This window comes from Pseudomonas sp. WS 5532, assembly GCF_012985445.1.
Classification (GTDB): Bacteria; Pseudomonadota; Gammaproteobacteria; order Pseudomonadales; family Pseudomonadaceae; genus Aquipseudomonas; species Aquipseudomonas edaphica.
This window is the reverse complement of sequence record NZ_JAAQWK010000024.1, coordinates 1-13,736: the sequence shown is the minus strand read 5'-3', so window position 1 is coordinate 13,736 and position 13,736 is coordinate 1. Positions and strand designations below refer to the sequence as shown.

Annotated in this window: 14 protein-coding genes; all 14 read left to right on the top strand. The window is 57.7% G+C overall.

Annotated elements, in window-relative coordinates:
* The first annotated feature begins 1 nt into the window (after window position 1).
* On the top strand, window positions 2–799 hold the full coding sequence (locus HBO23_RS28620; protein ID WP_092488138.1) for a ParA family protein: 798 nt from the start codon (window positions 2–4) through the stop codon (window positions 797–799).
* A gap of 9 nt (window positions 800–808) precedes the next feature.
* Window positions 809–1,681 carry a ParB/RepB/Spo0J family partition protein gene (locus HBO23_RS28615; protein ID WP_017135124.1) on the top strand — a complete coding sequence of 291 codons (873 nt, stop codon included), beginning with the start codon at window positions 809–811 and terminating at the stop codon, window positions 1,679–1,681.
* A gap of 148 nt (window positions 1,682–1,829) precedes the next feature.
* Window positions 1,830–2,237 carry a F0F1 ATP synthase subunit I gene (locus HBO23_RS28610; RefSeq protein WP_010565865.1) on the top strand — a complete coding sequence of 136 codons (408 nt, stop codon included), beginning with the start codon at window positions 1,830–1,832 and terminating at the stop codon, window positions 2,235–2,237.
* Between the two features lie 16 nt (window positions 2,238–2,253).
* Window positions 2,254–3,123, top strand: coding sequence for a F0F1 ATP synthase subunit A (gene atpB, locus HBO23_RS28605; protein WP_017135123.1), 870 nt, complete (start codon window positions 2,254–2,256; stop codon window positions 3,121–3,123).
* Window positions 3,124–3,256: 133 nt separating this feature from the next.
* The gene (atpE, locus tag HBO23_RS28600) at window positions 3,257–3,514 is read left to right on the top strand and encodes a F0F1 ATP synthase subunit C (RefSeq protein WP_002555987.1); all 258 of its coding nucleotides are present in this window, start codon (window positions 3,257–3,259) and stop codon (window positions 3,512–3,514) included.
* A gap of 56 nt (window positions 3,515–3,570) precedes the next feature.
* Entirely contained in the window at window positions 3,571–4,041 is a 471-nt protein-coding gene (locus tag HBO23_RS28595; RefSeq protein ID WP_017135122.1) for a F0F1 ATP synthase subunit B, read from the top strand.
* 12 nt (window positions 4,042–4,053) lie between these two features.
* On the top strand, window positions 4,054–4,590 hold the full coding sequence (locus tag HBO23_RS28590; RefSeq protein WP_017135121.1) for a F0F1 ATP synthase subunit delta: 537 nt from the start codon (window positions 4,054–4,056) through the stop codon (window positions 4,588–4,590).
* Between the two features lie 21 nt (window positions 4,591–4,611).
* A complete protein-coding gene (atpA, locus tag HBO23_RS28585; protein ID WP_017135120.1) occupies window positions 4,612–6,156 on the top strand; it encodes a F0F1 ATP synthase subunit alpha in 1,545 nt (514 codons plus the stop codon).
* Window positions 6,157–6,206: 50 nt separating this feature from the next.
* Window positions 6,207–7,067 carry a F0F1 ATP synthase subunit gamma gene (gene atpG, locus HBO23_RS28580; RefSeq protein WP_010207685.1) on the top strand — a complete coding sequence of 287 codons (861 nt, stop codon included), beginning with the start codon at window positions 6,207–6,209 and terminating at the stop codon, window positions 7,065–7,067.
* Window positions 7,068–7,094: 27 nt separating this feature from the next.
* Entirely contained in the window at window positions 7,095–8,471 is a 1,377-nt protein-coding gene (gene atpD, locus HBO23_RS28575) for a F0F1 ATP synthase subunit beta (RefSeq protein WP_017135118.1), read from the top strand.
* A 44-nt stretch (window positions 8,472–8,515) separates the two neighbouring features.
* Entirely contained in the window at window positions 8,516–8,932 is a 417-nt protein-coding gene (locus HBO23_RS28570) for a F0F1 ATP synthase subunit epsilon (protein WP_017135117.1), read from the top strand.
* 123 nt (window positions 8,933–9,055) lie between these two features.
* Window positions 9,056–10,423 carry a bifunctional UDP-N-acetylglucosamine diphosphorylase/glucosamine-1-phosphate N-acetyltransferase GlmU gene (gene glmU, locus HBO23_RS28565; RefSeq protein ID WP_170040598.1) on the top strand — a complete coding sequence of 456 codons (1,368 nt, stop codon included), beginning with the start codon at window positions 9,056–9,058 and terminating at the stop codon, window positions 10,421–10,423.
* Between the two features lie 241 nt (window positions 10,424–10,664).
* Entirely contained in the window at window positions 10,665–11,432 is a 768-nt protein-coding gene (locus tag HBO23_RS28560) for a DeoR family transcriptional regulator (protein ID WP_099550203.1), read from the top strand.
* Between the two features lie 10 nt (window positions 11,433–11,442).
* Entirely contained in the window at window positions 11,443–13,275 is a 1,833-nt protein-coding gene (glmS, locus tag HBO23_RS28555) for a glutamine--fructose-6-phosphate transaminase (isomerizing) (RefSeq protein WP_099550204.1), read from the top strand.
* Window positions 13,276–13,736 lie beyond the last annotated feature (461 nt).

Here is a 13,736-nt window from a genome sequence, read left to right as displayed (position 1 = left end):
AATGGCTAAGGTATTCGCGATAGCGAACCAGAAAGGTGGCGTGGGCAAAACCACCACCTGCATCAACCTCGCAGCATCCCTGGTCGCCACCAAGCGTCGGGTGCTGTTGATCGATCTCGATCCACAGGGCAACGCCACCATGGGTAGCGGTGTGGATAAACACGGCCTGGAAAATTCGGTCTACGACTTGCTGATCGGCGAGTGTGACCTGGGCCAGGCCATGCACTACTCCGAGCACGGTGGTTATCAACTGCTGCCGGCCAACCGCGATTTGACCGCGGCGGAAGTGGTGCTGCTCGAAATGCAGATGAAAGAAAGCCGTCTGCGCAGCGCCTTGGCGCCGATCCGCGAGAATTACGATTACATTTTGATCGACTGCCCACCGTCGCTGTCGATGCTCACGCTCAACGCATTGGTTGCCGCCGATGGGGTGATTATCCCCATGCAGTGCGAGTATTACGCACTGGAAGGCTTGAGCGACCTTGTGGATAACATCAAGCGAATCGCTGAGCTGCTGAACCCGAACCTGCAGATCGAGGGTCTGCTGCGTACGATGTTCGATCCGCGCCTGAGCCTGATGAACGATGTGTCGGCACAGCTCAAGGAACACTTTGGTGATCAGTTGTACGACACCGTGATCCCACGCAACATCCGCCTGGCCGAAGCGCCAAGCTACGGCATGCCCGCGCTGGCGTACGACAAATCATCGCGTGGCGCCATTGCCTACCTGGCACTGGCCGGCGAGATGGTTCGCCGTCAACGCCGCAATTCACGCACCGCTGCAGCCCAGCCAACTTAAGGAATCCCCATGGCCGTCAAGAAACGAGGTCTCGGACGTGGACTGGATGCACTGTTGAGTGGTCCGACTGTCACTTCGCTTGAAGAACAAGCGGTACAGGCCGACGAGCGCGAGCTGCAACATTTGCCGCTGGACTTGATCCAGCGCGGCAAATACCAGCCACGCCGCGATATGGACCCTCAGGCGCTGGAAGAACTGGCCAACTCGATCAAGGCCCAGGGCGTGATGCAGCCGATTGTGGTGCGCCCGATCGGCGGCGGTCGGTTTGAAATCATCGCCGGCGAACGCCGCTGGCGCGCAAGCCAGCAGGCCGGAAAGGAAACTATCCCGGCGATGGTGCGCGATGTACCGGATGAAACCGCCATCGCCATGGCGTTGATCGAAAACATCCAGCGTGAAGACCTCAACCCGGTTGAAGAAGCGATCGCGTTGCAGCGTTTGCAGCAGGAATTCCAGCTGACCCAGCAACAAGTGGCCGACGCGGTGGGTAAATCCCGCGTCACGGTGTCCAACTTGCTGCGTCTGATCGCGTTGCCGGAAGTCATCAAGACCATGTTGTCCCACGGCGACCTGGAAATGGGTCATGCCCGTGCTTTGCTCGGTTTGCCGGAAAATCAACAGGTTGAAGGGGCGCGACACGTTGTCGCACGAGGGCTCACGGTGCGTCAGACTGAGGCGCTGGTTCGCCAGTGGCTGAGCGGCAAACCTGCACCGGTCGAAACCGCCAAACCTGATCCGGATATCGCACGCCTCGAGCAGCGCCTGGCCGAGCGGCTGGGCTCTGCGGTACAAATTCGCCACGGCAAGAAGGGCAAAGGGCAATTGGTTATCGGATATAACTCGCTTGACGAGCTTCAGGGCGTCCTTGCCCACATCCGCTGAAACATTTGCTTATGTAGCGCGCGATCGGAAAACACTACCCGACAGTTGAATAGGGGCTGAACCGCCCCTATACTCTGCGCGCATTTTGTCGGCACAAATTATGCCAAGTTATTGATTCTCGGCAGCCGACCATTGAGGAGCAAAAGTGATGGAAACCCGCACGCCAAACACGTTGCCGTTCCATCGCTTGGCCGTTTTCCCGGTTTTATTGGCTCAATTTGTCATTCTACTGATCGCCGCGTTGGCGCTTTGGTACTGGCATGGAGTCGTAGCCGGATATTCAGGACTCTGCGGAGGCCTGATAGCCTTGCTGCCCAATATGTATTTTGCTCACAGGGCCTTTCGGTTTTCCGGCGCCCGAGCAGCCCAGGCTATCGTCCGGTCATTTTATGCCGGCGAGGCGGGGAAACTGATTTTGACGGCAGTGCTGTTTGCACTGACCTTTGCAGGTGTGAAGCCATTGGCGCCGCTGGCTGTATTCGGCGTCTTCGTGTTGACCCAACTGGTCAGCTGGTTCGCTCCCCTGCTAATGAAAACAAGACTTTCGAAACCTTAGGGCGTTTGAGGCAACCATGGCAGAAACAACCGCTTCGGGCTATATCCAGCACCACTTGCAGAACCTGACCTTCGGTCAGCTTCCCAACGGCGGCTGGGGCTTCGCCCACACCGCAGCAGAAGCCAAAGAAATGGGTTTCTGGGCTTTCCACCTGGATACTCTGGGCTGGTCGGTCGCATTGGGTCTGATCTTCGTTCTGATTTTCCGCATGGCGGCAAAAAAGGCGACTTCCGGTCAGCCAGGTGCGTTGCAGAACTTCGTTGAAGTATTGGTCGAATTCGTCGATGGCAGCGTGAAAGACAGCTTCCATGGCCGTAGCCCGGTGATTGCACCGCTGGCACTGACCATCTTCGTCTGGGTGTTCCTGATGAACGCCGTCGACCTGATCCCGGTTGACTGGATTCCTCAGCTCGCCATGGCGATCAGCGGCGATCCGCATATTCCATTCCGTGCCGTATCGACCACTGACCCTAACGCTACCCTGGGCATGGCCTTGTCGGTATTCGCGTTGATCATTTTCTACAGCATCAAGATCAAGGGCATCGGCGGCTTCATCGGCGAACTGACCCTGCACCCGTTCGGCAGCAAGAACATTTTCGTTCAAGCCCTGCTGATCCCGGTGAACTTCCTGCTGGAATTCGTCACCCTGATCGCCAAGCCTATCTCCCTGGCTCTGCGACTGTTCGGCAACATGTATGCCGGCGAGCTGGTGTTCATTCTGATCGCTGTGATGTTCGGCAGTGGTCTGCTCTGGCTTAGCGGCCTGGGCATTGTTCTGCAGTGGGCGTGGGCTGTGTTCCACATCCTGATCATCACCCTGCAGGCCTTCATCTTCATGATGCTGACCATCGTCTACCTGTCGATGGCGCACGAAGAGAACCATTAAGACCGGTCTCGACTAGTCTGATGTCCTTCCCGGTGAAACGGGAAGGTGGCCCACCAGGGCTATGAAACGATTTGTTTTACCGCTTTAAAATCTAAAAAACCTAAACCATACGACGTAAAAGTCGGGAGGAAAGATGGAAACTGTAGTTGGTCTAACCGCTATCGCTGTTGCACTGTTGATCGGCCTGGGCGCCCTGGGTACTGCCATTGGTTTCGGCCTGCTGGGCGGCAAGTTCCTGGAAGGCGCAGCGCGTCAGCCAGAAATGGTCCCAATGCTGCAGGTTAAAATGTTCATCGTTGCCGGTCTGCTCGACGCCGTGACCATGATCGGTGTTGGTATCGCTCTGTTCTTCACCTTCGCGAACCCCTTCGTTGGTCAACTCGCCGGTTAATCACTCGTTTTTTCGAGTGATTGGTGTGTTGTGCAACGAACGAGCGAGGTATTGGCGTGAACATTAATGCAACCATTATTGGTCAGTCCTTAGCGTTCTTGATTTTTGTCGTTTTCTGCATGAAGTTCGTATGGCCTCCGGTCATCGCAGCTTTGCACGAACGTCAGAAGAAGATCGCGGATGGACTGGACGCTGCCACCCGTGCAGCTCGCGACCTGGAGTTGGCCCAAGAGAAAGCGGGCCATCAACTGCGCGATGCTAAGGCACAGGCAGCTGAAATCATTGAGCAAGCCAAGAAACGCGGTAATCAGATTGTTGAAGAGGCTGTTGAAAAAGCCCGTATCGACGCTGACCGTGTGAAGGTTCAGGCTCAGGCCGAGATCGAGCAGGAATTGAACAGTGTCAAAGATGCGCTGCGTGCCCAACTGGGTGCTCTGGCCGTCGGCGGTGCTGAGAAGATCCTGGGTGCCACAATCGATCAAAACGCGCACGCGGAGCTGGTTAACAAACTGGCTGCTGAAATCTAAGCGAGGGCGATCATGGCAGAATTGACCACGTTGGCCCGACCTTACGCTAAGGCAGCCTTCGAGCACGCCCAGGCCCACCAGCAGCTGGCCTCTTGGTCAGCCATGCTCGGCCTGGCTGCAGCAGTGTCGCAAGACGACACCATGCAGCGCGTGCTCAAGGCCCCGCGACTGACGAGCGCAGACAAGGCCGCCACTTTTATTGAAGTGTGCGGCGACAAGTTTGATGTGAAGGTACAGAACTTCATCCACGTCGTTGCCGAAAACGACCGTCTCCCGCTTTTGCCGGAGATCGCCGCTCTGTTCGACCTGTACAAGGCCGAAGAAGAGAAATCGGTAGACGTTGAAGTGACCAGTGCTTTTGCATTGAACCAAGAACAGCAAGACAAACTCGCCAAGGTTCTCAGTGCACGACTCAATCGGGAAGTGCGCCTGCAAGCTTCGGAGGACGCATCCCTGATTGGTGGTGTTGTTATCCGTGCCGGCGACCTGGTTATCGATGGCTCGATTCGCGGCAAAATCGCGAAACTTGCCGAAGCATTGAAATCTTGAGTTTGAAGGGGCAGCAGAGCAATGCAGCAACTCAATCCTTCCGAAATAAGTGAAATTATCAAGGGCCGCATCGACAAGCTCGATGTGACCTCCCAAGCCCGTAACGAAGGCACTGTCGTCAGCGTATCTGACGGCATCGTGCGGATTCACGGTCTGGCCGACGTCATGTACGGCGAGATGATCGAGTTTCCGGGCGGCGTCTACGGTATGGCCCTCAACCTGGAGCAAGACTCCGTAGGTGCCGTTGTATTGGGCGCGTACACCAGTCTGGCTGAAGGCATGAGCGCCAAGTGCACAGGCCGCATCCTGGAAGTTCCGGTTGGTAAGGAACTGCTGGGTCGCGTAGTCGACGCACTGGGTAACCCTGTTGACGGTAAAGGTCCACTGGGCAACACCGAGACCGACGCGGTCGAGAAAGTTGCTCCAGGCGTGATCTGGCGTAAGTCGGTAGACCAGCCTGTACAGACTGGCTACAAGGCTGTCGATGCCATGATCCCAGTCGGCCGTGGCCAGCGTGAGCTGATCATCGGTGACCGTCAGATCGGTAAAACCGCTCTTGCGATCGACGCGATCATCAACCAGAAAGACAGCGGCATTTTCTGCGTCTACGTAGCCATTGGTCAGAAGCAATCGACCATCGCCAACGTGGTTCGCAAGCTGGAAGAAAACGGCGCCCTGGCCAACACGATCATCGTGGCTGCCAGTGCTTCGGAATCTCCTGCGCTGCAATTCCTGGCACCGTACTCCGGTTGCACCATGGGTGAATTCTTCCGCGACCGCGGTGAAGACGCGCTGATCGTTTATGACGATCTGTCCAAGCAAGCAGTGGCTTACCGCCAGATTTCCCTGCTGCTGCGCCGTCCACCAGGCCGTGAAGCTTACCCAGGCGACGTGTTCTATCTCCACTCCCGTCTGCTGGAGCGCGCATCCCGCGTTTCGGAAGAATACGTAGAGAAGTTCACCAACGGCGCAGTGACCGGCAAAACCGGTTCCCTGACCGCACTGCCGATCATCGAAACCCAGGCTGGCGACGTTTCCGCGTTCGTTCCGACCAACGTGATTTCCATCACCGACGGTCAGATCTTCCTGGAATCGGCCATGTTCAACTCCGGGATCCGTCCTGCTGTGAACGCCGGTGTTTCGGTATCCCGTGTGGGTGGTGCCGCTCAGACCAAGATCATCAAGAAGCTCTCCGGTGGTATCCGTACCGCTCTGGCTCAGTACCGTGAACTGGCGGCATTCGCCCAGTTCGCTTCTGACCTGGACGAAGCGACCCGTAAGCAACTTGAGCATGGTCAGCGCGTTACCGAGCTGATGAAGCAGAAGCAATACGCCCCAATGTCGATCGCTGACATGGCGTTGTCGCTGTATGCCGCTGAGCGTGGGTTCCTGACTGACGTCGAAATCACCAAGGTCGGCAGCTTTGAACAAGCGCTGATTGCTTACTTCAACCGCGATCACGCCGACTTGTTGGCCAAGATCAACGTGAAGGGTGACTTCAATGACGAAATCGACGCTGGCATGAAAGCCGGTATCGAGAAGTTCAAGGCCACCCAAACCTGGTAAGCCGCAGCGGGAGCCGCAAGGCTCCCGCTTGCTAACCTGATAGGTGTTACATGGCAGGCGCAAAAGAGATTCGCAGTAAGATTGCGAGCATCAAAAGCACGCAAAAGATTACCAGCGCCATGGAAAAAGTGGCGGTCAGCAAAATGCGCAAGGCACAAATGCGCATGGCTGCTAGCCGTCCTTATGCGGAGCGTATCCGCCAGGTAATTGGGCATTTGGCTAACGCCAACCCGGAATACCGCCACCCGTTCATGATCGACCGCGAAGTTAAGCGTGTGGGTTATGTAGTAGTGAGCAGTGACCGTGGTTTGTGCGGTGGTCTGAATACCAACCTGTTCAAGGCCCTGGTCAAGGACATGGCGGTAAACCGCGAAAAGGGCGTCGAGATCGATCTGTGTGTAGTTGGTAGCAAGGGTGCGGCCTTTTTCCGCAACTTCGGCGGTAACGTCGTTGCAGCTATCAGCCACCTGGGTGAAGAGCCGTCGATCAATGATTTGATCGGCAGTGTGAAGGTGATGCTGGATGCGTACCTGGAAGGCCGGATTGACCGCCTGTCCGTGGTATCCAACAAGTTCATCAACACCATGACCCAGCAGCCAACCGTGGAGCAATTGATTCCACTGGTGGCGACTCCGGATCAGGAACTCAAGCACCACTGGGACTACCTCTACGAACCAGACGCCAAAGAGCTGCTTGACGGCTTGATGGTGCGCTACGTGGAGTCGCAGGTGTACCAGGCGGTGGTCGAGAACAACGCAGCTGAACAAGCGGCGCGGATGATCGCGATGAAAAACGCTACCGATAACGCCGGTGATCTGATCAGCGATTTGCAGCTGATCTACAACAAGGCGCGTCAGGCTGCGATCACCCAAGAGATCTCGGAAATCGTCGGCGGCGCTGCCGCGGTTTAACGGTTCAAATATTCAGAGGATCCAGCTATGAGTAGCGGACGTATCGTTCAAATCATCGGCGCCGTTATCGACGTGGAATTCCCACGCGACAGCGTACCGAGCATCTACAACGCGCTGAAAGTACAAGGCGCGGAAACCACTCTGGAAGTTCAGCAGCAGCTGGGCGACGGCGTGGTTCGTACCATTGCGATGGGTTCCACCGAAGGCTTGAAGCGCGGTCTGGACGTTGTCGACACTGGCGCTGCCATCTCCGTACCGGTCGGTAAAGCGACCCTGGGCCGGATCATGGACGTACTGGGCAACCCGATTGACGAAGCTGGCCCGATCGACACCGAAGAGCGCTGGGGCATTCACCGTCCAGCACCTTCGTTCGCCGAACAAGCTGGCGGCAACGATCTGCTCGAAACCGGTATCAAGGTTATCGACCTGGTTTGCCCGTTCGCCAAAGGCGGTAAAGTCGGTCTGTTCGGTGGTGCCGGTGTAGGCAAAACCGTAAACATGATGGAACTGATCCGTAACATCGCCATCGAGCACAGCGGTTATTCCGTGTTCGCCGGTGTGGGTGAGCGTACTCGTGAGGGTAACGACTTCTACCACGAGATGAAGGACTCCAACGTTCTGGACAAAGTGGCACTGGTTTACGGTCAGATGAACGAGCCGCCGGGTAACCGTCTGCGCGTAGCACTGACTGGCCTGACCATGGCCGAGAAGTTCCGTGACGAAGGTAACGACGTTCTGCTGTTCGTCGACAACATCTACCGTTACACCTTGGCCGGTACTGAAGTATCCGCACTGCTGGGCCGTATGCCTTCCGCAGTAGGTTACCAGCCGACCCTGGCCGAAGAGATGGGCGTTCTGCAAGAACGTATCACTTCGACCAAAGAAGGTTCGATCACCTCGATCCAAGCGGTATACGTACCTGCGGATGACTTGACTGACCCGTCGCCTGCGACCACCTTCGCCCACTTGGACGCCACCGTCGTTCTGTCCCGTGACATCGCTTCCCTGGGTATCTACCCAGCGGTCGATCCACTCGACTCGACTTCGCGCCAGCTGGACCCGAACGTGATCGGCCAGGAGCACTACGACACCGCTCGCGGCGTTCAGTACGTGCTGCAGCGTTACAAAGAACTGAAGGACATCATTGCGATCCTGGGTATGGACGAGCTGTCGGAAGCCGACAAGCAGTTGGTAAACCGTGCTCGTAAGATCCAGCGTTTCTTGTCGCAGCCGTTCTTCGTGGCTGAAGTCTTCACCGGTGCTTCGGGTAAATACGTTTCCCTGAAAGACACCATTGCTGGCTTCAAAGGCATCCTCAACGGTGACTACGACCACCTGCCAGAACAAGCGTTCTACATGGTCGGCGGCATCGAAGAAGCGATCGAGAAAGCCAAGAAACTGTAATCTCGGCGCCCGGAAACGGGCGCTCATCAGGTTGAGGCAATCAGATGGCTATGACAGTCCATTGCGATATCGTCAGCGCGGAAGGGGAAATCTTCTCCGGTCTGGTAGAAATGGTGATTGCACACGGCGATCTGGGTGATCTTGGTATCGCCATGGGTCACGCACCGTTGATCACCAGCTTGAAGCCAGGTCCGATCACTCTGACCAAGCAAGGCGGGGAACGTGAGGTGTTTTACATCTCCGGCGGTTTCCTCGAGGTTCAGCCGAACATGGTCAAGGTACTTGCCGACACCGTGCAACGTGCTGGCGACCTGGATGAAGCCTCCGCTCAGGAAGCCGTCAAGGCTGCCGAGAAGGCCCTGAACGAAAAGGGTGCGGACTTCGACTACAGCGCTGCTGCTGTACGTCTGGCCGAGGCTGCAGCCCAGCTGCGCACGCTCCAGCAGATCCGCAAGAAGTAAGCGGCCTAGCCGCAATACTTCTAGCGCGATTGATTAAAAAGGGTAGCCTCGGCTACCCTTTTTCTTTTTCAGCAAAACACTTCTCTGGTCTGAAGTCGGACCGCCCAGGATTGGTAGCCATTCATGTCTCTTGAAATCGTCATTCTCGCCGCAGGCCAGGGCACCCGCATGCGTTCGGCTCTGCCCAAGGTTCTGCATCCGGTCGCAGGCAATTCCATGCTCGGTCATGTTATCCATAGCGCCCGGCAACTGGACCCCCAGCGTATTCACGTGGTGATCGGCCACGGCGCCGACGTGGTGCGTGAACGCCTGGCCGCGGATGACCTGAATTTCGTGTTGCAGGACAAACAACTGGGCACCGGCCACGCGACTGCGCAGGCCGTACCGTTCATCAGCGGCGACACCGTACTGATCCTCTACGGCGACGTACCGCTGATCGAAGTCGAAACCCTGCAACGCCTGCTCAAGCAAGTGGTACCTGGCCAGGTGGGCCTGCTCACCGTTGAGCTGGATGACCCAACCGGCTACGGCCGCATCGTGCGCGATGCGAGCGGCAAGGTTGCGGCCATCGTCGAGCACAAAGACGCCAGCGAAGCCCAACGCGCGATAACTGAAGGCAACACCGGCATTCTCGCCGTGCCGGCCAACATGCTGGCGGACTGGATGAGCCGCTTGTCCAACAACAATGCCCAGGGCGAGTACTACCTCACCGACGTCATTGAGATGGCCGTCAGTGACGGCCTGCTGGTTGCCACCGAGCAGCCCCATGACCCGATGGAAGTGCAGGGCGCCAACGACCGCAAGCAGCTTGCCGAGCTTGAGCGCCACTACCAACTGCGTGAAGGTCGCCGCCTGATGGCCCAGGGCGTAACCCTGCGTGATCCGGCGCGTTTCGACGTGCGCGGTGAAGTCAGCGTGGGCCGCGACGTGCTGATCGACATCAACGTAATCCTCGAGGGTCGTGTGATCATCGAAGATAACGTGGTAATTGGCCCTAACTGCGTAATCAAGGACAGCACCTTGCGCAAAGGCGTGGTGGTCAAGGCCAACAGCCATCTTGAGGGTGCAGTGATGGGCGAGGGTAGTGATGCCGGTCCGTTTGCGCGCCTTCGTCCGGGCAGTGTGCTGGGTGCCCGTGCGCACGTCGGCAACTTCGTTGAACTCAAGAACGCGAAAATGGGCGACGACGCCAAGGCCGGTCACTTGGCCTACCTCGGCGATGCGGTGATCGGCGCGCGCAGCAACATCGGCGCCGGTGCGATCACCTGCAACTACGATGGCGCCAACAAGTACCAGACCACCATTGGTGAGGATGTATTTATCGGCTCCAACAACTCGCTGATTGCGCCGGTCACCATTGGGGATGGTTCAAACACTGCGGCAGGTTCGACCATCAACCAGGATGTGGATAAGTCCCAACTGGCTGTTGCCCGCGCCCGCCAGCGCAACATCGACGGCTGGAAACGCCCGGTCAAAATCAAAAAGACCTGAGTTATCCACAACCTCACCAGCTAATGCTATCTCCTGTGGGAGCTGGCTTGCCTGCGATAGCGGTCTGGCATTCACGATGAATGTTGCCTGACACTCCGCCATCGCAGGCAAGGCAGCTCCCACATTGGTTGAGTGGTGTTAGTAAAAATCAGCGTAAAAATTACAGCTTGCCGCTTGACGATCTTTCGCCAATAGGTTTTGATTGTCTTCGCTATCTTTCGAAACGAAACTTATAACTACCATGTCGAAACGAAATACACCCCAACGACGCCACAACATTCTGACCCTGCTCAATGAACAGGGCGAAGTCAGCGTGGACGAATTGGCCAAACGTTTCGAAACGTCGGAAGTGACCATCCGCAAGGACCTCGCCGCCCTCGAAAGCAATGGCCTGCTGCTGCGCCGCTACGGTGGCGCGATCACCATGCCCCAAGAGCTGGTCGGTGATGCCGCCCAGCCCATCTCGGCGTACAAGCGCGCCATCGCCCGGGCGGCCGTCATGCGCTTGCGTGAACACGCGCGCATCATCATCGACAGCGGCAGCACCACCGCCGCCATGATCCCGGAGCTCGGCCACCAGCCGGGCCTGGTGGTGATGACCAACTCCCTGCACGTGGCCCGCGCGCTGAGCGAGCTGGAACATGAGCCGGTGTTATTGATGACCGGCGGCACCTGGGACCCGCATTCGGATTCATTCCAGGGCCAGGTCGCCGAACAAGTGCTGCGTTCCTATGATTTTGATCAGTTGTTTATCGGCGCCGACGGCATCGATCTGGAACGTGGCACCACCACCTTCAACGAACTGCTGGGCCTGAGCCGTGTAATGGCCGACGTCGCCCGTGAAGTGGTGGTGATGGTCGAATCCGACAAGATCGGCCGCAAGATCCCCAACCTGGAGCTGCCCTGGAGCAGCGTCCATACCCTTATTACCGATGATCGCCTGCCGCTTGAGGCCCGCGACCAGATCCAAGCCCGCGGCATTACGCTGATATGCGCGGCAATCATCTAGGAGATACACCATGTGTGGAATTGTAGGCGCAGTCGCTGAACGCAACGTCACCGCCATCCTGCTTGAAGGCCTCAAACGTCTGGAATACCGCGGCTATGACAGCGCCGGTGTAGCCGTATTTACCAACGCCGGCAAGCTCGAGCGCATGCGCCGCCCAGGCAAAGTCAGCGAGCTGGAACAAGCTTTGCTCGGCGAGCCGCTGGTGGGTCGTCTGGGTATCGCCCACACCCGTTGGGCCACCCACGGTGCACCGTGCGAACGTAACGCTCACCCGCATTTCTCCGGCGACCTGGCCGTGGTGCACAACGGCATTATCGAAAACCACGAAGTGCTGCGCGAACAGCTCAAGGGCCTGGGCTACGAGTTCACCTCGGACACCGACACCGAAGTCATCGCCCATCTGCTCAACCACAAGCTCAAGGACCTCGGCGACCTGACTGTCGCGCTCAAAGCCACCGTCAAGGAACTGCACGGCGCCTACGGCCTGGCCGTGGTCTGCGCCAGCCAACCCGACCGCGTGGTGGCTGCGCGCAGTGGCAGCCCGTTGGTGATTGGCCTGGGCCTGGGCGAAAACTTCCTTGCCTCCGACCAACTGGCCCTGCGCCAAGTGACTGACCGCTTCATGTACCTGGAAGAAGGTGATATCGCCGATATTCGCCGTGAAAGTGTGCAGATCTGGGACGTCAACGGCGTGCCGGTCGAGCGCGAAGCTGTGCAATACCGCGACGGTGCCGAGGCCGCTGATAAAGGCGAATTCCGCCACTTCATGCTCAAGGAAATCCACGAGCAACCGTCTGTGGTGCAACGCACCCTGGAAGGCCGCCTGAGCCAGAACCAAGTGCTGGTCAACGCCTTCGGCCCACAAGCCGCCGAGCTGTTCGCCAAAGTGCGCAATGTGCAGATCGTCGCCTGCGGCACCAGCTACCACGCCGGTATGGTTGCCCGTTACTGGCTCGAAGAACTGGCCGGCATCCCGTGCCAGGTCGAAGTCGCCAGCGAGTTCCGCTACCGCAAGGTGGTGGTGCAGCCCGACACCCTGTTCGTGACCATCTCCCAGTCCGGCGAAACGGCTGACACCCTGGCCGCGCTGCGTAATGCCAAAGAACTCGGCTTCCTTGGCAGCCTGGCAATCTGCAACGTCAGCATCAGCTCGCTGGTGCGCGAGTCCGACCTGACCCTGTTGACCCAGGCCGGTCGCGAAATCGGCGTGGCGTCCACCAAAGCCTTTACCACCCAACTCGTTGGCCTGTTGCTGCTGACCCTGTCCCTGGGCCAGGTGCGCGGCACCCTCGCCGAAGGCGTCGAAGCCACATTGGTTGAAGAACTGCGCCGCCTGCCGGCCCGTCTGGGCGAAGCCCTGGCCATGGACAGCACCGTGGAAAAAGTCGCCGAACTGTTCGCCGACAAAAACCACACCCTGTTCCTCGGCCGTGGCGCGCAATACCCGGTAGCGATGGAAGGCTCGCTCAAGCTCAAGGAAATCTCGTACATCCACGCCGAAGCCTACCCGGCCGGCGAACTCAAACACGGCCCATTGGCCCTGGTGGATGACGACATGCCGGTGGTCACCGTCGCGCCGAACAACGAACTGCTGGAAAAGCTCAAATCCAACCTGCAGGAAGTACGCGCGCGTGGCGGTCAGTTGATCGTGTTTGCCGACGAAAAGGCTGGCATGACCAATGGCGAAGGCACCCACGTGATCAACATGCCGCACATCCACGACACCCTGTCGCCGATCCTCTACACCATCCCGTTGCAGCTGCTGTCGTATTACGTTGCTGTGCTCAAGGGCACTGACGTTGACCAGCCGCGTAACCTGGCGAAGTCGGTGACGGTGGAGTAAGCGCTGCTGGCGTATCGGAAGGGGCTGGTTTTTGACAAAATATTTTGACACTAGACAAAATATTCTGACACCAGACAAGATATTTTGACACAATGCCTAAAGCCCCTGATTTCAGGGGCTTTTTCTTTTTTATGTCCTCCACCGTATGTCCGATTTTGGGTTGTGATCTTGCTAGAGGCGTAGTCTGTTACAGGACTTAGACTTATTCACAGCGCTGATATTTTCCTAGGACTTTTTGTGCACATTCCATTTTTGAGGATATGTGGAGGCCGCAGAAGGCATGGGAGGTTGGCTTGCGTGGTCGTAGCTTCAAGACGCAGTCCGATATTGATCGGTGCGGATTTCGGAACACCGTGACCGGCCGTTTCGGTTGATCGTGACCGCTCATTTCGCTAACGCGTGACCGCTCATTTCGGTAGCAACGTGACCGATTCTCCGCCTGTTCCGAAACAGGTGGTCAC